Annotated in this window: 22 protein-coding genes and 1 pseudogene; 12 read left to right on the forward strand and 11 right to left on the reverse strand. The window is 38.9% G+C overall.

The features are described from left to right. Position 1: 1 nt before the first annotated feature. Entirely contained in the window at positions 2 to 1,522 is a 1,521-nt protein-coding gene (locus ACGTJS_RS10220; protein WP_410471977.1) for an ImpA family metalloprotease, read from the reverse strand. 60 nt (positions 1,523 to 1,582) lie between these two features. Here ACGTJS_RS10220 and ACGTJS_RS10225 point away from each other — a divergent pair, with 60 nt between their 5' ends. Then, positions 1,583 to 1,717 carry a hypothetical protein gene (locus ACGTJS_RS10225; RefSeq protein WP_410471978.1) on the forward strand — a complete coding sequence of 45 codons (135 nt, stop codon included), beginning with the start codon at positions 1,583 to 1,585 and terminating at the stop codon, positions 1,715 to 1,717. Between the two features lie 137 nt (positions 1,718 to 1,854). Here the strand turns inward: ACGTJS_RS10225 and thiE are convergent, their stop codons facing one another. The 3 genes from thiE to ACGTJS_RS10240 form a co-directional block, all read right to left on the reverse strand. Continuing rightward, positions 1,855 to 2,508, reverse strand: coding sequence for a thiamine phosphate synthase (gene thiE / locus ACGTJS_RS10230; RefSeq protein ID WP_410471979.1), 654 nt, complete (start codon positions 2,506 to 2,508; stop codon positions 1,855 to 1,857). Between the two features lie 195 nt (positions 2,509 to 2,703). Then, entirely contained in the window at positions 2,704 to 2,919 is a 216-nt protein-coding gene (locus ACGTJS_RS10235) for a hypothetical protein (RefSeq protein ID WP_410471980.1), read from the reverse strand. A 193-nt stretch (positions 2,920 to 3,112) separates the two neighbouring features. Then, positions 3,113 to 3,247 (reverse strand): hypothetical protein, encoded by a 135-nt coding sequence (locus ACGTJS_RS10240; protein WP_410471981.1) that lies wholly within the window; start codon positions 3,245 to 3,247, stop codon positions 3,113 to 3,115. 215 nt (positions 3,248 to 3,462) lie between these two features. Here ACGTJS_RS10240 and purU point away from each other — a divergent pair, with 215 nt between their 5' ends. Continuing rightward, complete coding sequence (gene purU / locus ACGTJS_RS10245) at positions 3,463 to 4,323, forward strand: formyltetrahydrofolate deformylase (RefSeq protein WP_410471982.1); 861 nt, start codon at positions 3,463 to 3,465, stop codon at positions 4,321 to 4,323. Positions 4,324 to 4,418: 95 nt separating this feature from the next. Then, positions 4,419 to 5,238 (forward strand): IS5 family transposase gene (locus tag ACGTJS_RS10250; RefSeq protein ID WP_410471559.1). Its coding sequence is split into 2 segments (ribosomal slippage): positions 4,419 to 4,804 and positions 4,803 to 5,238, totalling 822 coding nucleotides; the frame shifts between segments, so codons are not numbered across the junction. A 118-nt stretch (positions 5,239 to 5,356) separates the two neighbouring features. Here the strand turns inward: ACGTJS_RS10250 and ACGTJS_RS10255 are convergent. After that, complete coding sequence (locus ACGTJS_RS10255; protein ID WP_410471983.1) at positions 5,357 to 6,808, reverse strand: WG repeat-containing protein; 1,452 nt, start codon at positions 6,806 to 6,808, stop codon at positions 5,357 to 5,359. Positions 6,809 to 6,973: 165 nt separating this feature from the next. On the opposite strand from ACGTJS_RS10255, the gene ACGTJS_RS10260 reads away from it, so the two are divergent. After that, positions 6,974 to 7,456, forward strand: coding sequence for a hypothetical protein (locus tag ACGTJS_RS10260; protein WP_410471984.1), 483 nt, complete (start codon positions 6,974 to 6,976; stop codon positions 7,454 to 7,456). Between the two features lie 65 nt (positions 7,457 to 7,521). Here ACGTJS_RS10260 and ACGTJS_RS10265 read toward each other — a convergent pair whose 3' ends face one another. Together ACGTJS_RS10265 and ACGTJS_RS10270 are read right to left on the reverse strand one after the other, a co-directional pair. After that, the gene (locus ACGTJS_RS10265) at positions 7,522 to 8,451 is read right to left on the reverse strand and encodes a LysR substrate-binding domain-containing protein (RefSeq protein ID WP_410471985.1); all 930 of its coding nucleotides are present in this window, start codon (positions 8,449 to 8,451) and stop codon (positions 7,522 to 7,524) included. Positions 8,452 to 8,481: 30 nt separating this feature from the next. Then, positions 8,482 to 8,868, reverse strand: coding sequence for a type II toxin-antitoxin system HicB family antitoxin (locus tag ACGTJS_RS10270; protein ID WP_410471986.1), 387 nt, complete (start codon positions 8,866 to 8,868; stop codon positions 8,482 to 8,484). Positions 8,869 to 9,076: 208 nt separating this feature from the next. On the opposite strand from ACGTJS_RS10270, the gene ACGTJS_RS10275 reads away from it, so the two are divergent. The 3 genes from ACGTJS_RS10275 to ACGTJS_RS10285 all read left to right on the forward strand — a co-directional run bounded on the left by ACGTJS_RS10275 (position 9,077) and on the right by ACGTJS_RS10285 (position 11,670). Continuing rightward, a complete protein-coding gene (locus tag ACGTJS_RS10275) occupies positions 9,077 to 10,624 on the forward strand; it encodes an AmpG family muropeptide MFS transporter (protein ID WP_315044171.1) in 1,548 nt (515 codons plus the stop codon). 2 nt (positions 10,625 to 10,626) lie between these two features. Further along, positions 10,627 to 11,463 (forward strand): peptide chain release factor N(5)-glutamine methyltransferase, encoded by an 837-nt coding sequence (gene prmC, locus ACGTJS_RS10280; protein WP_315044174.1) that lies wholly within the window; start codon positions 10,627 to 10,629, stop codon positions 11,461 to 11,463. 75 nt (positions 11,464 to 11,538) lie between these two features. Further along, positions 11,539 to 11,670, forward strand: coding sequence for a hypothetical protein (locus tag ACGTJS_RS10285; protein ID WP_315044176.1), 132 nt, complete (start codon positions 11,539 to 11,541; stop codon positions 11,668 to 11,670). Here the strand turns inward: ACGTJS_RS10285 and ACGTJS_RS10290 are convergent. Then, a pseudogene (locus tag ACGTJS_RS10290) lies at positions 11,671 to 11,814 on the reverse strand (transposase); the annotation flags it as partial. A 255-nt stretch (positions 11,815 to 12,069) separates the two neighbouring features. Between ACGTJS_RS10290 and rpsT the strand changes: the two are divergent. Continuing rightward, on the forward strand, positions 12,070 to 12,336 hold the full coding sequence (rpsT, locus tag ACGTJS_RS10295; protein ID WP_315042137.1) for a 30S ribosomal protein S20: 267 nt from the start codon (positions 12,070 to 12,072) through the stop codon (positions 12,334 to 12,336). A 156-nt stretch (positions 12,337 to 12,492) separates the two neighbouring features. On the opposite strand, the gene ACGTJS_RS10300 is transcribed toward rpsT, so the two are convergent. From ACGTJS_RS10300 to ACGTJS_RS10310, 3 genes are read right to left on the reverse strand one after another with little or no spacing between them, the layout of a single operon-like run. Then, the gene (locus ACGTJS_RS10300; RefSeq protein ID WP_410471987.1) at positions 12,493 to 14,709 is read right to left on the reverse strand and encodes a hypothetical protein; all 2,217 of its coding nucleotides are present in this window, start codon (positions 14,707 to 14,709) and stop codon (positions 12,493 to 12,495) included. A gap of 12 nt (positions 14,710 to 14,721) precedes the next feature. Beyond that, positions 14,722 to 16,572: a protein phosphatase 2C domain-containing protein gene (locus ACGTJS_RS10305; RefSeq protein ID WP_410471988.1), complete on the reverse strand. Its 1,851-nt coding sequence runs from the start codon at positions 16,570 to 16,572 to the stop codon at positions 14,722 to 14,724. A gap of 38 nt (positions 16,573 to 16,610) precedes the next feature. Beyond that, the gene (locus ACGTJS_RS10310) at positions 16,611 to 17,327 is read right to left on the reverse strand and encodes a vWA domain-containing protein (RefSeq protein ID WP_410471989.1); all 717 of its coding nucleotides are present in this window, start codon (positions 17,325 to 17,327) and stop codon (positions 16,611 to 16,613) included. 192 nt (positions 17,328 to 17,519) lie between these two features. Here ACGTJS_RS10310 and ACGTJS_RS10315 point away from each other — a divergent pair, with 192 nt between their 5' ends. From ACGTJS_RS10315 to ACGTJS_RS10330, 4 genes are all read left to right on the forward strand, one after another. Next, the gene (locus ACGTJS_RS10315) at positions 17,520 to 18,071 is read left to right on the forward strand and encodes a hypothetical protein (protein WP_315042148.1); all 552 of its coding nucleotides are present in this window, start codon (positions 17,520 to 17,522) and stop codon (positions 18,069 to 18,071) included. A 116-nt stretch (positions 18,072 to 18,187) separates the two neighbouring features. After that, positions 18,188 to 19,168 carry an aspartate carbamoyltransferase catalytic subunit gene (locus tag ACGTJS_RS10320; RefSeq protein ID WP_410473259.1) on the forward strand — a complete coding sequence of 327 codons (981 nt, stop codon included), beginning with the start codon at positions 18,188 to 18,190 and terminating at the stop codon, positions 19,166 to 19,168. Position 19,169: 1 nt separating this feature from the next. Continuing rightward, positions 19,170 to 19,589, forward strand: coding sequence for a nucleotidyltransferase substrate binding protein (locus tag ACGTJS_RS10325; RefSeq protein ID WP_410471990.1), 420 nt, complete (start codon positions 19,170 to 19,172; stop codon positions 19,587 to 19,589). Beyond that, a complete protein-coding gene (locus ACGTJS_RS10330; RefSeq protein WP_410471991.1) occupies positions 19,582 to 19,878 on the forward strand; it encodes a nucleotidyltransferase family protein in 297 nt (98 codons plus the stop codon). The genes ACGTJS_RS10325 and ACGTJS_RS10330 overlap by 8 nt, the downstream gene beginning before the upstream one ends. Positions 19,879 to 19,900: the final 22 nt, after the last annotated feature.

Raw genomic sequence — 19,900 nt, forward strand, 5'->3', positions numbered from 1 at the left:
GCTAAGTTATCCACCCATTGCTTTCACTTAAATGATTGGCACGATTTCTTGGAATGGCATAAAAATTCAGCGGTGCTGTTGGTAAGTTTAACATGGCGACCGATTGACGAGCCTTATCCGAGATTGGCAAGCCGTACATTTGATACACGTTTTTCATGTCATAGCCGATGATTTTTGAGGTTAGCATATAGTTAAGTTCAGGGTTGGTATAGCTTCTGTCAGTATATGCCCCTAGACCATATTTGGCTTTTTCTTCGGCGGTGGCTTTGGCAATATCCATTTTACCGACCAGACGACTACCGATGTTTAACAGTCTAAAATATTCAAATGTGCCGTTTACGCTTGGTTGTGTTTCGTTTAAAACAAGTCGTGTGTAGGTAAAGGCTTGTTGCATGGCGAACGCACGTTTTCCGTTATTATTGGCATAGCCATCGCCATTCCAGATATTTTTTTCTACAACTTTGCGTAAGGCTTCATCTGTGGTGTTGGTCGCATGGGCGTTGTTAATTTGCTCATAAATTAGCCAATGAGCAAAGTTATCCGTATTGTTATCACTGCCGTACAACGCATATTTGCGTAACATACTCAAGCCTGCCAAATGGTTGTTATCACATTCAACTGCACAGCCGATAGTTTTGCCTGTTTCCGAGCTTTTAAAGGTTAAATTGAGCACATTTTGCACGGTGTTATGCCCCAATTCATGCACCCAACCCCAAACGCTATCAATGCCTGTATAAGTGTCCGATGGATTGTCCGAACATAAAAAGCCACAAGCTGCTATCCAACCGATAAAATGTTGTATGCTTGGCGGTTGATGAATGTCGCCTGTACAATCCCAGTCTTTCGCATTACAGTATTGTTTGCTACTGTCGGCAAGTGGCATATTGTTGTAGCCATTGGCGATATGATTGCTGTCAAAAACCACCGATTTGATATTGTCAATATAATCTCGTGGATTGGCATTGCCAACGGAATTAATGGCGTAACCTGTGATTTGTTGGATTTCCGCCCCTGTAAATTTAAACGTATTCCAACCAAATTTTTGACTTTGTAAGGCGGTGCTGGCTTCGTTAATTTGAGCGTCAGTAATCGGTTGGCTAAAGTCATAATGGGCGTATTTTGCTGAGCCTTTAATGCGTAAAGTAACGGTAGAATGTGGCACAGCGTTACTAAAGTTTAACATCAAAGGTCCGCCAAACGGACTGTTAAACACGGTTGTATTTTGTTTGTCTAGCGGAATTGTATAACTGTTTGGACGGCGTGGGCGAGAATAACCGTCAAAAGGATTGCCAACTGCACGTAAATGACTGGTTTGCACTCGCAAATTCGCATTGGCATTAGCGTCATCGGCAACGACTTGAATTTCAACAGGTTTACTTGGAATGCTCGCTCGTCCGATTAAAGTAACGCCAGAATTTTGTGGAATGGTAACGGTAATCGTTTCCCAATCTTCACTTGTGGCAATTTCTTTGGCAACCGCTGGCATATATTCCCATGCCTTTGCCAACGGCTTGGGCGACACCACCGCTTGTCCAGTTACTACCCATAAAGACCACGTGTAGTTGGTGTAGGCGTAACGGGATTGCTTGTCTCTGTTGTGCCAATTGGGGTGTTGATGGCGTTTGTGCTAGATGAGTCAACCGATGAAGAATTGCTACACGCTGTTAAAGTTAGGCTTGCCAAAACTGCCAGTGACAAAGGTTCTACACAAAAATGAGATAGCATACATTTACCCTATGATTACCCTATGATAAAAAATTGAAAAAAATATTTGATAACAGTTATTTTAGTTCAAGTGGACTATTTTTTACCAATACTTTTGGACAATCTTTGTTAAAATAAAGATAAAATCTTTTATGTAGAAATTTTTAACAATAAATTTTTGCTGGCTTGATAAATATCATCTTGCTGTAAAATCGCTGAAACCACCGCAAAACCTGAAATTTTAAGCTGATTTTTATCAATATTTTCTTTTAGCATTGATAAGTTTTGATTATTAATACCACCGATTAAAATAATGGGTAAATCTACTGCTTGATTGATTTGTTTGATGGTTGCCAAATCAATTACTTTGGCATCATCTTTGGTTGTTGTTCCAAAAACCGCCCCAATGCCTAGATAATCCGCCCCATCTTGCTTGGCTTTTTGGGCTTGGGTGACTGTGCGAGCCGACACGCCAATGATTTTATCATCGCCCAATAGCTGTCTTGCGACATCGGCAGGCAAGTCGCTTTGCCCCAAATGCACACCATCAGCCCCCACCGCCAACGCAATATCCATCCTGTCATTGATAAGTAGTGGCACGTTGTGCTGTCGGCAAATTGCCAAAATCCGTTCGGCTTGGTCAAAGAATGTGCGAGAGTTGGCGGTTTTTTCACGCAGTTGTACGATTTTGACACCGCCTAAAATCGCTTGTTCTACCGCTTTTTCAAGGTTGTTGGCAAAGTTTTTTGATAAACAATGTTGGTCGGTAACAAGGTATAACGAATAATCAAGTGGTTTTTTCATATTTTTCCTATGGTTTAATATTTAAAAATTATTCAAATAGTGTTAATTGGTTGTTGTCTTGGTTTAATTCGCTAAAATTGGAAAAAGTAACGCCGACCAAGCGAATAGGCAAGGCGTGCGTGGTATTAAAAAATAATTGCTTTATCCAATAGCAAGCCGTTTCATCATCAAAAACTTTAACGGTATTTTAATAAATCATGCATGTTTTTCTAACCAATCCACCGCCAATTGCCAAAGTACTTCCGATTTTCGGCTAAAAAATTTCATATGCCCGATATGCGACAAGCTGTAATCTTGGGGAATTAAGGTTTTGGTGGTCGCTTGCATATTGGGAAATACGCTTAGCATATCCGCCACATTTTTATCATTGGCAATGTCGTCATCTAGGGCGTTTAGCCACATGGCAGGCAAGCGAACATCATCATAATAATGCGTTTGAACGGTTTTGCCAAAAGCGGTTTTGATATAACCTTGACCATTGCACCATTCACGCCATTGATTGGCAACATTATCTAAAGAATCGTCAATCCCTTCATTGTCAAAAGTGATAACGGCATAACCATTTTTCGCTAAAAACTCAGCAAAATTTTGGTAAAATTGGCATTTAATCCCCCGTTGCAGGGGCTATCATCACAGCCGACTTGATAGGCGTATTGGGCGTAAAAATGCTTGCCATCAAAGTTGCATGATTTTGGGTAGGGATTTTGATATCTGTTAATGTATGAATAGCCTTCGTCATAAAAAGTCCTTTTCAAATATGAAAATAGCGTTAAAATAGCACAAAAATATTGATTTTAAAAGATAAAAATTGACTGCTGGGTTTATCAAAAGCATTTGAATTTGATAAAAAATATTTTTTTAACAAAAAGTAACATTTATTTCTTGTTAAAAAACGTAAAATATTGAGCTTTATTTTAAAACAACTATTTTATAAATTGACAAAAAGAGAAAATTATGAAAAATCCATGTACCGCAACTTTACTGATTAAATGCCAAGACCGAGCAGGTATCGTCCAAGCTGTTTCCGAATTTTTGTACCGTTATGGTGCGAATATCGTTACGCTTGACCAGTATTCTACCGAGCCTGAAGGCGGTCAATATTTTATGCGTGTGGAATTTGCTGTTGATGATTTGCCAAATGTTTTTGACAATTTAGAAGAAAGTTTTTCGCATACCGTTGCCAAAACTTATCAAATGCAATGGCAACTTTTTGACAATGCCAAACGCAAAAAAGTAGGGATTTTGGTGTCAAAATATGATCATGCCTTGCTTGATATTTTGTGGCGTTGGCAACAAGGTCAGATGAATTGCGATATTGCGTGCGTGGTGAGTAATCATGATGACTTACGCCAAGCGGTTGAGAATTTTGGCGTGCCATTTCATCATGTGCCTGTTACCAAAGCCAATAAAGCAGAAGCCGAAGCCCAAATTCATGCGTTAATGGCTGATTGTGATTTGTTGGTGTTGGCTCGTTATATGCAGATTTTATCGCCTGAATTTGTCAGCCGTTGGGAAATGAAAGTGATTAACATTCACCATTCATTTTTACCTGCGTTTGTGGGGGCAGACCCGTATCGCCAAGCCTATGATAAAGGGGTAAAACTGATTGGTGCGACTGCTCACTATGTAACGGCAGAGCTTGACCAAGGTCCGATTATTGAGCAAGATGTGCATCGTGTAACGCATCGTCAAAATGTGGTTGAATTGCGTGCGATTGGACAAGATATTGAGCGAAGCGTGCTAACTCGTGCGGTGCGTTGGCATATTGAAAATCGTGTGATTGTAACAGGTAATAAAACGGTGGTTTTTAATTAATTTTAAAATATTCGTTAAAAAATATTAATAGACCTCTTTCCAAACCTTAATAGTGATTTGGTATAATACTGATTTTTAGAAAAAACAGCAAAAGCATGATACCCGAACAAGCAGAAAAACTCAGTGACGCACAATTTAAACGCTACTTTGGCATCCAAAGAAGTACCTATACTCATATGCTCACCATACTACAAGAAGCATACAACGAACAACACAAAAAAGGTGGCAGGAAAAATGAAATCAGCCTAGAAAACAAGCTCATGCTGACTTTGAGTTACTACCGAGAATATCGCACCCAATTTCACCTAGGGCAAGACTTTGGTATCAGTGAAAGTGCTGTCTGTAAAACCATCAAATGGGTAGAAAGCATACTGATAGCCCACAAAGACTTTGCCCTACCTAGCAAAAAGGCTTTATGGCAAGACCCAAACCTTGAAACCGTACTGATAGACGCAACCGAAGTACCTTGTGAGCGACCCAAAAAAGCAACGCAGGCAATACTCAGGTAAAAAGAAACACCACACCTTAAAAGCACAAATCGTTGTCGATAAAAACAGCAAAAAAATACTTTGTACTCATTTTAGCAAAGGTAAAACCCATGACTTTAAACTTTACCAATACTCAAAAATGCGTATAAAGCCTAGTATCTTAATCCAAGTAGATTCGGGCTATCAAGGCATACACAAACACCATGCCAATAGCAAATTCCCAAAAAAGAAAACCAAGCTTAATCCACTATCTAAAGTTGACAAACAAGCCAATCGAGAATTAGCTTCTGAACGGGTAACCAATGAACATGTTATCGGCAAAATCAAACGTTTTAAAATCCTAGCCTGTCGTTATCGTAATCGCAGAAAACGCTTTGGCTTAAGGGTTAATTTGATTTGTGCCATTTATAATTTCGAGTTGGGTTAGTTTGGAAAGAGGTCTAATATTTTAAGGTGGGCTTGGCTCACCTTTTTTTGATTTTTTGATTAAAAAGTAGGGCGTTTTTATCCGCCCTACCTTTGTTAAAAAATGTTAAAAATTAAAATTATTGACAGCGTTTGTCATTTTTATCAATTTTAAACGTTTCACCATTTAACTCAACTTCCATACAGCCTTTATAAAAACTTTTGACTTCATCATATTTTGGCGGTATGATTTCTTTACCTGTTTTATCAATAAAACCGTATTTATTATTTAACTCAACCAACACCAAGCCATCAGGAAACCAATCAATATAATCATAACGTAACGGTACAATGACTTTGCCTGTGGTGTCAATCAGCCCATATTTTTCACCGATGTTCATGATGGCTAAATTTGCATAAAAAACGTCAATAAAATCATAAGTCGGTGGCAAGATTGTTTTCCCTGTTTTATCAATCAATCCCCATTTTTCACCCACTTTTACAGGGGCAACGCCATCAGAAAACGCCTCGACTTTATCATAGGTTGCCCGAATAAAAGTTTTACCCGTTTCGTCAATAAAACCATATTTTAAGCCGTTGTTATCACTCAACTCAACCACCGCAAAGCCATCATAAAAACTACTAATCAAGTTGTGATTTGGCGGTACGACCTGCTTGCCTGTGGTATCAAATAACGTTTTTTGCCACCCTATCTTACCAGTTTGCCGAGCTTCTATTAAACCGTCAGACACAAGCTCTACATCTACATAGTTGAGCGGTACGATGACTTTGCCTGTTTTGTCAATCACGCCCCATTTGCCATCAATCTGTATAGGGGCAAGATTTTGACGAAAACGATAAGTTTCATCATATTTTGGGGCGATGACTTCTTGTCCTTTAGTATTGATAAAACCCCATTTGCCGTGTAGTTTTACTTGTGCTAGTCCTTCAGAAAAACGCTGGGCATCTTCATATTTTAAGGCAATGACAACTTGGTTTGCTTTGTTAATAAAGCCCCATTTACCGCCTTTTTTCACAAGCAATAAACCGTCTTCAAACCAAGAAGCTTCTTCATAATCTAAAGGAATGATGACTTTGCCTGTTTTATCAATAAAGCCATGTTTGTCGCCTAAGCGAACTCTGGCTAAGCCTTCAGAAAAACCAGAGATAAAATCGTATTTTGGTGGGACAACATCTTTGCCTGCGGTGTCAATCAATCCCCATTTTTCACCCAATTTTACAGGGGCGACACCGTCTTCAAACCTACTTACTTCGTCATATTTGAGTGGAATGGCAATTTTGCCTGTTCTGTCAATAAAGCCCTGTTTTCCGCCAAGCTCTACAATGGCACGATTGTCGGAAAAATAAAAAGCAGAATCGTAAATCGGTGCGATAACTTCTTTGCCTATTTTATCCACATAGCCAAATTTGTCGTTTATTCTGACTACTGTCAAACCGTCATCATCTAAGCAGGATACAACGTCATATTTGCCTAAGTTGGGTGCGGTTGTACAATCATCGTCCGCCCATGCGGTTGTTGTACCGCAAGCGATGGTTAGGGCAAGGGTGAGTTTGGTGAAAAGGTTTTTCATGGATAATCCTTATAAATGTTAAAATATACCAACTATTGTATATGAATAATAGAAGATTGCAAACGGAGATTAACAATTTTACAATAGTAATCCACCGCCCAATCTTTTATAGTAAAGCAATTTTTAACTTTTTTAATAGGAAAATCCCATGCTAAACGCAGTCCCATGGCGACTTTGATTGCCATTGATGGGTTGTTGCCACTGGGTCCAAATTTTGTGCAACGCATTAGCGAGAGCCTAAGCAAAGAGCAAAACAACATTACCAATCAAGCTAACTTTGCCAATATTCAGCCCTTACTTGGCAATCAGTTATTTGGCAATGGTAATTTGTCTATGCAAAACATTTGGCAAAATTTTATTGAAATTTTTGAAAATTCCAAACAAACCATCACTCAATTTTTGAATGAAAAAGGCATTACCCAAGAGCGTGTCAGCCAGCAACTAACAGGCGTAGTAAACTTTATTAGTGCTGACAAGGTGGACTACGTCAGTGCGTATATTGACATTACTACCAATTACATTTATCACTCGGGAAGTTTGACGGTGCTTCGAGCGATGATTGAGCGGGCGTATGGCGTTGTCCAAGCACAGCCAAAACAGCCGAACATTGCGGTAGCTCATGGTAATATTGGTGTGGCTCGTGGGTGATTAAATCATTTTGTAATAATAAAAAAAGGGTGGATTTTGTATAATCCCCCCTTTTATTTGTTATATTAACCAAACTGTTGTTGGCAAATATCAATAAACGCCTTGCCAAAATGTCGGATATCGCTGTCCGCTCGTGTTGCAATCCAAGTAATATGTTTGCCAAAAACCGTGGTGGGAATTTTGGTTAAATTGCGATAATGCTCGCCTTCAAATGCCATCTCAGCAATCGTCCCCACACCCATCTCTAGCCCCACATAAGTGCTAATCACATCAGCGTCAAGGGCAGTCAGCACGATATTTGGTTCAATGCCTGCTTGATGAAACATCTTGTCAATCGCCCCACGTCCTGTAAAACCACCGTGATAAGTGATAATGGGATAATCTTTTAACACATGAATATCATCAATCCGTTCAAATTTTGTCAATTCGTGTCCCATTGGCACGATGATATGATGATACCAATCATAATAACGGATACAGTGCAAATTATCCTTTGTCAAAAGCGACTCGGTGGCAATACCAACATCCGCCTGCCCTTGTGCGACCATATCAGCGATGGACTTTGGGTCGGCTTGGTTCAAAATCAAATGCACATTCGGATAACGCTCTTTAAACTTTTTCACAACCCAAGGCAACACATAGCGGGCTTGTGTGTGTGTGGTGGCGATGGATAGCTCGCCTTTGGCAGGGTTTTGAAAATCAAGGGTAATGTTTTCAATCGTGCGAATTTCCACAAAAATCCGCTCAATATGTGGCAACAGCTCTTCGCCAATTTGGGTCAAACCTGTCAAACGCTTGCCTTGACGTACAAATACTTCGGCTCTCAGTTGGCTTTCTAGGGCGGAAATGTGTTTGCTTAGGCTTGATTGACTGGTGTGTAGCACTTTGGCAGCTTGGCTTAGGTTGTAGTTGTTGATAACGGTTTGCCAAACGGTTTCTAATTGTTTTAATTGAATTTGTAAATGTCGCTGATTAATGACAATATTGACAGCCATAAGTTTTCCTTTTTAAAAATAACAATAAAATCATGTATTTAAATATTGTTTTAACGCATTGAGAACAATTTTTTCCATCGGTTCATCAGGAAATTTTTGGCTAAGTTGTTTAAATAGTTTAACAGGCAACTGCAATTCAAAATCCACACTCTCGCCCATAATCCGAGCCAGCTCAACGCTGACAATCGCCCAAGTACAGCCTGCATAGTCAGGATTTGATAAATAGGTGTTAATGGGGTGGGGCTGTGGAATTTTTTTATCATTTTCAATCAGTTGGTGCAAATGAACAATCACATTTATACGAGTGTTGGCGATGACTTCCGCCATGTTTTGCCCTGTAATGGCTAAATCAGGAATGTCAGGCACGTTTACATAAAAATCATCGCCTTTATGAAAAATTGCAACAGGATACTGCATAAAATACCAGCCTTGGTAAGATTTTGGTGAAAAAAATAGGTGAAAAAACGTTATTCAGTATAGCACAAATTTGACAAAAAATTGATACAATTTAGAATAAAAAATACATTTCCATACGAATAGCCAAATTTTGATAGGTTTGTGAAAAAAATTGCGTTATACTATGACAATTTTTAGCAAAAATTTAACCAAAAAAAGACCTTGTTGTATGACTGTATCCACCCAAAAAAATGCCAATCTACAGCCCAAAAAATCTTGGGGGCAAGCACTTTCTGCCTACAAAGATAAACGAGCGTTAATCATGTTGTTTTTGGGATTTTCGGCAGGGATTCCGATTTTGCTGATTTTTTCAAGTCTGTCATTGTGGCTACGTGAAGCAGGGATTGAGCGTAGCACCGTAACTATGTTTAGTTGGGCGGCATTGGGTTATTCGTTTAAATTTATTTGGGCACCCTTGATTGATGTGATTCCTGTGCCTGTTTTAACCAAAAAACTCGGCAAACGTAGGGCATGGCTTTTGACTGCACAATGTTTGATTATTCTTGCGATTTGTATCATGGCAAGCATCAATCCTGTTAATCAGTCGCTTGGGTTGATGGCGATGGGAGCGGTGTTGCTTGGTTTTTCATCAGCAACTCAAGATATCGTGATTGATGCGTATCGCATTGAACTTGCCGATACGTCTATGCAGACGATTTTGTCAGCGACTTATAACGCAGGGTATCGCATAGGCATGATTGTAGCTGGGGCAGGGGCATTGTTTTTGGCAGAATATTTTGGCTCGGTGAAAGGGGCGTATCTGTACGATGCGTGGCGAAATACCTATTTTATCATGGCAGGGGTGATGGGTATTGGCGTTGCGACAACTTTATTGATTAAAGAACCTGTCAATAATCGCCCAAAAATCGTGCAACAAAGCTCCGATTATATGCGTTTGGTTGCTGTATTTGCGTTATCTGTGATTGGTTTTGTTTTAACTTTTATGGGTTTAGGTCAAATTTTACTCGAAACCAAAAACGTATTGTTAGGCTTTTTGCTTGAAACCATTCATTTAATCGGCTCGCTTGGCGTGGCGGTGGCGGTGGGCTTTAGCCTTGTTAAAATGGGTTTAGTCAAAAAAGAAGTCGCCTTTGTTACTTGGGTTGAGCCAATTTTGGACTTTTTTAAACGTTATGGTAAAAAGGCGTTTTTACTGTTGCTGTTAATTGGTTTGTACCGCATTTCGGACATTGTGGCAGGCGTGATTTCCAATGTGTTTTATGAAGACATGGGCTTTAGCAAAAGCGACATCGCCACAGCAGTGAAAACCTTTGGCGTGTTGATGGTGATTGTCGGCGGATTTGTCGGTGGCATTGTGGCACAGCGTTTTCGCATTATGCAAGCGATGATGATTGGTGGTGTGCTTGCCTGTTTGACCAATTTGATGTTTGTCGTGCTTGCCATGCGTGGGTATGATATACCGCTGATGTATACGGCAGTAGCGATTGATAATCTTGCATCTGGCTTGGCAGGGGCGGTGTTTATTGCATTTTTGTCGGCATTGACAAATATTCGGTTTACCGCTGTTCAGTATGCGATTTTTAGCTCGTTGATGACTTTAATTCCCAAGGTATTGGGCGGTTATTCGGGTACAATTGTTGATAATTTGGGTTATGCGTGGTTTTTCACTTTTACCACTTTGATTGGTTTGCCGATTTTATACCTTGTGTATTTGGTCGATAAAAAAGTGATGTTAGAAAATAAAGATGAAAAATAGCTATGATAATCAAAGATTTATTAAAAAATAGTCCGATTGAAAAACATATTAATCAACAGTTATTATTGGCAATTTTACAAAAAAATCGCAGTTTTTTAATCAGTCATGACGATTATAGTTTGAATGATAATGAGTTACAACGTTATCAAAATGCGGTCAAAGAACTACAAAATGGCAAACCGTTGGCGTATATTTTGGGGGTACAAGCCTTTTGGAAACATGATTTTTTGGTAAATGAACATACATTAATCCCTAGACCTGATACCGAAATTTTGATAGAAACCGTACTTAATTTTATTAAAAATAGCCTAAGCAAAAAAGAATATTTATCCATTCTTGATTTAGGCACAGGCACAGGCTGTATTGCCATAAGTTTAGCCTTTGAAAACCCAAACGCTCAAGTTATCGCCATTGATTTTTCTGAAAATGCCTTAAAAATCGCCGAACAAAATGCCAAAAGGGCAGGCGTGAATGTCAATTTTTTGTGTGGCAGTTGGTTTGAACCACTGCAACATTTAAAAAATCAACAAAAATTTGATATCATCGTATCCAATCCGCCCTATATTGACCCAAAAGACCCACATTTAACCAATTTGACCTATGAACCCATCACTGCTTTAGTTGCAAAAAATCATGGATTAGCCGATATTGAGCATATTGTCAGCCATACCAAAAACCATCTTAATCCACAAGGTTTGCTTGCCATAGAGCATGGCTACGACCAAGCCAAACAAGTGCAATCCATTGTTAGCAATCATCATTTTAACCAAATTCAAACAATCAAAGATTATGGTGATAATGATAGGGTAACTTGTGGCATTTTTGATGGTAATTTTTAACAATTTTTAAGAAATTTATTTTGTTAAAGTTAAAAAGTTTTGTTATGATAAAGCAATTTTTTAAAAAAAGACAATTTGACAATATTTAGCAAAATTTTTAACAAACGTTTAAATAGCCTGACTTTGGCGGTGCTATCCACTTTGGCATTGACTGCGTGCGGTGGTGGCGGTGGAGATTCATCAAGTGCAAGTATAGTCAAAACTTAATTATACCAAGTAACTTTCAATACAATCCTTAAGTGAGTTAAAGTTGCTTAGAGTTAAAAGAACTTTTTGCTTAATTACCGCCCACAACTGTTCAATTGGATTGAGTTCAGGCGAGTAAGGTGGTAAATACATCAGCTTAATATTTTTATCCCACAAGATTCAATTTTATTCATTCAGCCTAATCAGCAGTAAGCTCACCCAAGCCAAGATAAATCTTAAAAAACCAAAATCAAATATACTATTGTTATTTTGGATAAACTTTGGTAAAATACTGAGCTCTAATCAGCTTGTTCTCGTTTTTCGTGTCTCGTGATACAAGCCTTTATATAAATAACTTTGGCAAAACGGTACGGCTGACCCTTTTTGTCAATTCACCATTTTAAATTAAGGATTTTTGCTATGGCAAACTCTGCACAAGCTCGTAAACGTGCACGTCAAAACGTGAAACGTCGTCAATTAAAAGCATCACAACGTTCAATGGTTCGTACTTACCTAAAACGTGTGGTAAAAGCTATTGAAGCAAAAGATTATGAATTGGCTACTGAAGCATACAAACAAGCAGTACCAGTCATTGACCGTATCGCTGACAAAGGCGTTATCCACAAAAACAAAGCGGCACGCCATAAAAGCCGTCTTAACAAAGCAATCAAAGCACTTAAAGCTTAATTTGCCTTTTACCAAAAAAACCAACTTAGTTTTAAGTTGGTTTTTTTGTTTTTAAGGATTTAGAACCTGTATTCATAACATTTTTGATGTAAAAGCAAACAAATATTCATCAAGTATTGATAAAATTTTAATGCGTAATGTTGTAAATACAGGTTTTTATTTAAAAGGCGCAAGACAACTTTTTGGAATAGATGGATTATTCGCTTTGTCCGCTTGAATGATTTCAAATACTTGTTTGGCAATTGGCACAAGCTCTGGGTAGTTTTTGGGATAACGTCGCATATTTTCACAGCGTTTTGCCTTGTCATCGCTTAGATAATATTGGGCAAGTAGTGAGCCTTGGGCTTGATTTTGTTCATCGTTTAAAATCGCATTCGCCCCTATCATCTCAAGTGTATAAGTATTAATGGGTTTTTGTTTATCTCTTGGGGTTTGTAAAGCGTACAAACTAAAATCTTCGCTAAACGGAAAATGATTTTTGGTCAAATAAAATGCCAAATTTGATGCATATTCGTTATGGGTGGGTTGATTTTTCACGGCTTGGGCTTGCAGATACAATGCCGAAATCGCATCATTTTTTTGCCAATAATAATATTTTGCCAAATCATTTAAACTGCTTGCCAAATTGCTATTTACAGGTAACTTGTTAAAATAACCAAAATCCGCTTTGCGAAAAGCGTGCAAACCAAATTCTTTCACCGCTTCTACGTCATGATGGTTGGCAAGGCTTTGTAGTTCTTGTAAATCATTTTCGCCTTGTTTGGCAACTTTTAACACATTGTCAAAAAATTCGGGCGGTAAGTTTAGGCTATTTTGGTACAACATTTTGCCATTACTTTGATTTAAGCGTTGAAATGCGGTTGAGTTTTGTTCAATTTGATGAATTTGTTGGCTTAATTGTTGGCTCGCTTTTGGCAAGTTGGCTTTGATACTGCCAAGATTGTTTTTTACTAAGATATTGTTTTGTATAATATTTTTCTTTGCATTATTATGTTTGTTTGTGGTGATAATTGCAAAACTAATGACCACAATACTGATTAATATTAGTGGAAAAAATGATGATTTTTTGGATTGGGTACTTTTTGATGCGTTTGGTTTAATGTTGATATTTTCTAGATTGTCCAAGTTTTTGACTGTGGATTTTTGTGCGTATTTTTTGACAAAATCTTGTTGAATATTATTGGGTTTTTGTTCAACATTTTCAACGTGTTCAATATTTTCAACATTGTTCACATTGTCAACAGTCGGCATGACACCTGTCAAGCGAAAGCACTCGGCACATGGTTTGTTGGCAAAATGAATGTGACGAACGTCATCGGGAAAATGCTCGCAAACGACAAATTGTTTGGTGTTTAACAGTTGGCGAAAATGCTGTTCCCATGCTTTTGCCGTTGGTCGGTCGCTGGGATTTTTGGACAAAAATGCCTTGTCAAATAGTGTGCGAGTGGCATCGTCCCACGCCCAATGAATGCTCGATGCGATAGGGGAAATTTCGCTGGTAATATCTATGCTGTCTGCGTTTATATCATTGTTTTTAATCGGATTTTTTGCATAAGGGTATAGCCCCAGTTTGATAAAATTGTCAATGTGATAATCGTCCAAATTAATAATGCGGTCAGAAATCGGCACAAAGGAAAACGGGTGAATGCCATAGTTTAAAATTTTAAACAATTGAATGGCAAGCACAAAGCGGTCGTGATATTCATCAAGTTTTATTGGGTCTTTGTGCTGTTGAAATTCTGGACTGCTAATCTCTGGCGATAGCACTTGGCAAGGAAAAATTTGCCCTGTGCGTGAACGAATTAAATAATCATCACAATCAATAAAACTGACGATAAAACCACCGTATTCACTGCTGTTTGGCTCTGGCAATAGACGAATGTTGGTTTCTTTAAAGTCAATAAAGGCGTGATGCTGGGCGTGCAAATCCGCCATCAATGCACAAATATTTGCACAAAGCTGTACACGATAGTTGAGACTTTTTTGGTAATCGGTCAGTTTTTTGGCTTCATACGGATAAATAAAGGGGGCAAGCGACAAGGTATTCTTATCCAGCTCTGGCATGACATAGCCGACAACTTGCTCGCTATCATCAACGAGTAAATACCGCACCCATGTAAACAGCGTATACCGCACGCCTGCGATGGTCTGATACAGGCGAGCAGGCGGGCAATTTATCATGGCGTTGAGTTTGGCAAGTGTTTGCTCGCTGACAGGGTCTTTAAAAATTTTGACAACCCATTGCCCATCGCCCAAGGCTGGCAACGCCCCGATACGATACACCCAGCCCCTACCGCCTTCACCAATGCGTGCTTGGCTGTTTTGAAAAGGTGGCAAGGCGATTTTTTGTTGGTCGGTAATGATAAAATACACGCTGAACAATCCTTACTGGCTAATCTCGTGATGGTTTTTGTCAATTTTGTTCATTTTATTAATTTTGTCAAGTTTGTAAAAATTGGGCGGTAAAAAATATACTTTTGCATTTGTGGACATATTTTTATTTTCTATAAATTGCCCTTGTGATGGGTCATGTGTTTTATTGTCTAACATTTGTTTGTTTTTTAACATATCAGTAACCATAAAATCCAAACCTTGTGGCAACTGCACAACCGTTTCATGATGAAAAACATTGGTTTTATCTATATTGGCATTGTCAAAATTAAAGGTAATTTTGCAATACAATGTGCTTTTAACCAAATTTTGTTGATTTGTTAAACTGTCAAACCATGTTTTTAACAAGGGATTTTGTTGCCAAGAATTGTCAATTTTTTGGCAATCTTGATAAAGATAAACAAAGGCTTCTTGTTGTTGATTGGTTTTTAAGTTATTGATTTTAATTGAAATATTATCAAATTTTTTGCTAAAATTTGGCGTTGTCGTATCAATTTCATCGTCATTGAACACAACAAGAGAATGGATAAAAAATGGTGTATTGCTCGCTTGTACAATCGTCAAAGGCGTATGGGTGTCAAAGCCTTGTATAATCGGACTTGGTGTGGGGATTGCTGTTGTGATTGGTGGATTTTGGGTCTGTGTGTCAGTTTTGCCTTGAATTTTTGCGGTAAAATCCATGATTTTTTGTTGATTAAACCACGCCAGAACGCCCACGCCAGCCATGACAAAAAAAACTGATAACAAACTGATTAATAAGCGATTTTTACCAGTTTTGCTTAAATTTTGGGCTTGGGGTAGGGCGTTGTTATTTGTTGGGTTTTGTTGTGGGGGTGGTAAAGGTACTGGATTTTTGTTTGTTAAATTTGACTCGGTTAAACCGTTATTGTCAAAATTTTTATCCGACATTTCGTCCAATGTTTCATCTATCGTTTCATTGGTTAGCGGTTCAAAATTTTGATAATCATTTGGATTTTTTATCAATAAAACCAATGACTTATCATCACCTGTCAGGCGATAAGTGGCTGGGTTGGCAAGGGCGTTGTTAATAATGTGGTTGTGGCTGTCATTTGGTTGGTGCAACAGATTAAACAACAAATTTGCCAAAAATGGGCGATAAACGCTTTTTTGCTGGCTAGATTGTTGTACCGCTTGCAAACACAAATCGCCACAGCCATCAGACATCACGGCGATACAGTCTACATTTGACACATCTAGCCAATAGATATCTAACATTTGTTGCCAATTTTGTTGGGTAATAAAATGGGTTTCATTGACGTATTCTGACTTTTGTTCGTCAATTAGCTGTAAATTGGTAAAATAATCAATGGTTTTATCCGTAGGGTTGGCTAAAAATTGACTAAAAAACAATGGACTATCACCGATTTTTAAAATTAAAGCCTTGTTGATTGTATAATTTTGTTGATTAAAATCAGCATTGTCAAACACCAAAATCGCTGTCAAAGTACAATGATAATCGTCAAAATGAAAATGTTGTTCGTCATTAATGGCTTTTGGCAAGTTTTCTCGCACGCTGGCGATATTTTTTAACAAAAATTTGTGATAAGTTTCTGCCAAATTTTGTTCAAAAATTTGCGGATTTTGCTGATTTTTTGTCAATATTTGTTTGGAAAAGTGGCTTAACAATTCGCCAATTTTTTGACTAAAATAACTTGCCCCAATCTCGCTATGTTTGGCAGAGCCTGCACCATCGCACACCACCGCCACAAAAAAACCTTGCTGTTTGGCGGTAAAAATACGGTCTTGATTGTTTATATTGTTATCAAGATGGGATTTTCCGATGTGGCTTGCGTGGGAGATTTGCCAAAAATTTGTGTCGGTCATGATGATTTCATTGTGTTTTGTTTAATTTTGTTGGGTTTTTAACGATTTTGTACCGTTGCCCAAGGTGAAATACTGCCGAGCTGTACGACTTCTTCAGGAGCGGATTGGGAGATTTTTTTTAGGCTTGCCGATAGCCACACAAAAAATTCTACAAATTTGACAGCGTCAAGTTGTTTTGGTTCGTTGGTGATGGATAATTGTTTTAGGGCGTTGATTTCGTTTTCGCCTGTTTCAATGGCGACAGGGTAGATGACACAGCGTTTGTCGGCTTCGGCTTTTTGGCATTGTTGGGTGGCGGTGAGCCAAATATCGGCGTTGTCGGTCGGCAAGCCGTCTGACATGGTGATAATCCAAGGGCGAGTGTAGCTGATACCACTCTTACGCAGGCGGATACGCTCGTCATCAATCATGCGTAACGCAAGGAGCATACCTTCGCCCAGTGGTGTACAGCCATTTGAGCCAAACACTACTGGAAAGGCATCGGTGGCATCTGTCCAGTCCATCATGATTTCTGCGGTGTCGTTCATGCCACCGACTGTGATAATGGCAAGGCGGACACGGTTGCGAGCGGTTTCATCTCTGAATAGGTCTGCATAAAAGGCTTTGACACCAGCGTTTAACATATCAATTCGGCGTTTGCCATTGGCAGATAGAATTTTCATTGTGCCTGATACGTCTAGGACGAGTACGCAAAGGGTGCGTTGCGATGGGTTGTTGTTGTAGTCTATTTCTCGTAATTGGGCGGTTTGGTTCATGACCGGCTCTTTTATTTTTTTGGGTATTCATTTTATCAAAAAATGATATCTTGTGTGAATGGCTTTTTGTGATTTTTTGGTGTATTTTTTTACGCAATATTTTTGATAAAATTTTTGACAAAAATGGTGGTTTTTGGTGTTTAAAAATGGTTTTTTGGGGTAAAATAGCCAAAATATCTGTTGGAGAATAAGATGAAAAAAAATCGTCTTTTGTTTGTTAGTTTGGTAGGATTGATTTTGCCAATCGCAACAATGGCACAAACTATTTCTATTTCTACCAAAAAACCCTTTCACGTCAGCCAGTTAGTTACCAAAGAAACCTTGTTATGCAACACAGCCGATAGTAATGAAAAACTGATTGATTTTTATTGGAAATTGGCTGATATTCAAGGCGATTTTCCCAATATTCAACAAAAGCCTTTTAAAATTGCAAATTACACCGTAACAGGTATTAAAGCAATTAGTTCACAAAAATTGACTGATAAAGACGGTATCACAATTTCCAAAAACATGGACGTGGATATTCATAAATTTGGTTTGCATATTTTACGGCTTTCACAGTATGGTTATTTGCCACTCACGACATCAGAAGGCGAAGGTGGTGGCTATTATATGGTACTAAAAGGACTGCCTGAGCAAAATTTAGAAATTCTCAAAAAACTGACCAATGATAAAGAGCCTTATTTTGGTATTGAGAAAACCGCTGGAAATAACACACGACTATATTGTGGACTAGTCGGTTAAGCAATTTAGTTGATTAATTTTTCATATTCAAATAAATAAACAAAGGTAAACAAATGAACATTTTATCAACACAAACCCTTTCAAACGACCAACTGCAAAGCAAACTTGACCTTGCAATGGCAAAACCTGCCAAAGTTGATGACAGCCATATCCGTCATTTTATCGGCGTGGAAGGCTTAACCAAAGCCCAACTGATGGCAATCATTGAAAAAGCTAACGGCTACTTGACCGACAATGACGGACGACCCAACAGCATCAAAAACAGCAATGAGCTTGAGGGCTATACCGTGATGAATTTGTTTTTTGAAAATTCCACTCGCACACGCACCACCTTTGAAGTGGCGGAAAAACGTCTTGGGGCGAACGTGCTAAATCTTGATATCGCACGCTCGTCCACCAGTAAAGGCGAAAGTCTGCGAGATACGCTGTGGAATTTGGAAGCGATGACCGCCGATATCTTTGTGGTTCGCCATTCGGCAAGTGGCACGGCACATTTTATGGCGACCGAAGTTACCCCAAATATTGCCATTATCAACGGTGGCGATGGCTGGCACGCCCACCCAACCCAAGCTATGTTAGATATGCTCACCATTTATCGTGAAGCCAAAAAACCGTTTGAAGAGTTAAGCGTAGCGATTATCGGCGATATCAAACACAGCCGTGTCGCGCGTTCGGACATTTCGGCATTGCAAACCTTGGGCGTAAAGGACATTCGTGTCATTGCTCCAAAAACCTTGTTGCCAAAAGGCATTGAGCGTTATGGTGTGCAGGTGTTTAATGACATTGATAAAGGCGTGGTGGACTGTGATGTGTTAATCGGTCTGCGGATTCAAAATGAGCGGATTGGTTCGCCTTTGCTACCCTCCACGTCAGAATATTTTAAGATGTATGGCATTACCCCAGAACGCCTTGCGTTGGCAAAACCAAATGCGTTGGTCATGCACCCCGGACCGATGAATCGTGGCGTGGAAATTGCGTCTAGCGTGGCGGACGGTGAGCAGTCGGTTATCCTTAAACAAGTCAATAATGGCATTGCCGTGCGTATGGCGGTGCTTGCGTTGGCGATGGAAGGGCAACGTAAAATGAAAGGTATTTGATATGCCAAAAATTATCATCACCCCACTTATCAACGCCACAAACCGCCTGAAACAAGGCTTAGAACGTTATGAACAAGATACGAGCGATGAACAAATCCGCGATGGTTTAATCCAGCGTTTTGAGTTTACTTATGAATTAAGCCATAAGACAATCAAGCGTTATTTGGGAAGCACGTCTGCCAATAGTGATGAGTTTAATACCATGAGTTTTGGTGAGCTAATCCGCACCGCCAACGAGCGTGGTTTGTTAAAAGGCAATTGGTCGGATTGGCGTTTGTATCGTGAAATGCGTAACTTAACCAGTCACACTTATAATGAAGATGTGGCGTTAAAAGTGGTTGCCGATATTCCAAAATTTTTAGCAGAAAGTGAATTTTTGGTTAATCAATTGCTTATTTTAACCGAGAAAACCGATGAATAATTTACAACTTAACGACAATGATTTAGCAATTGTTAAAAACATTCTTAAGAAAAATTTACCAAATTTAACCGTTTTTGCATTTGGTTCACGTACCAAAATGACGGCAAAACCTTATTCGGATTTGGATTTGGTGGTGATGACGGACACACCGCTTGATTTGGCGACAATGGCGAGCCTAAAAGATGATTTTGCCGAGTCGGATTTGGTGTTTAAGGTGGATATTAGTGATTGGGCGAGTTTGTCTGATGAATTTAAAAGTCGCATTCAGTCGGATTTGATACAAATTTAACATTTAATTTTAAAAGGAAAAA

Source organism: Faucicola mancuniensis (genome assembly GCF_046523945.1).
GTDB lineage: Bacteria > Pseudomonadota > Gammaproteobacteria > Pseudomonadales > Moraxellaceae > Faucicola > Faucicola mancuniensis.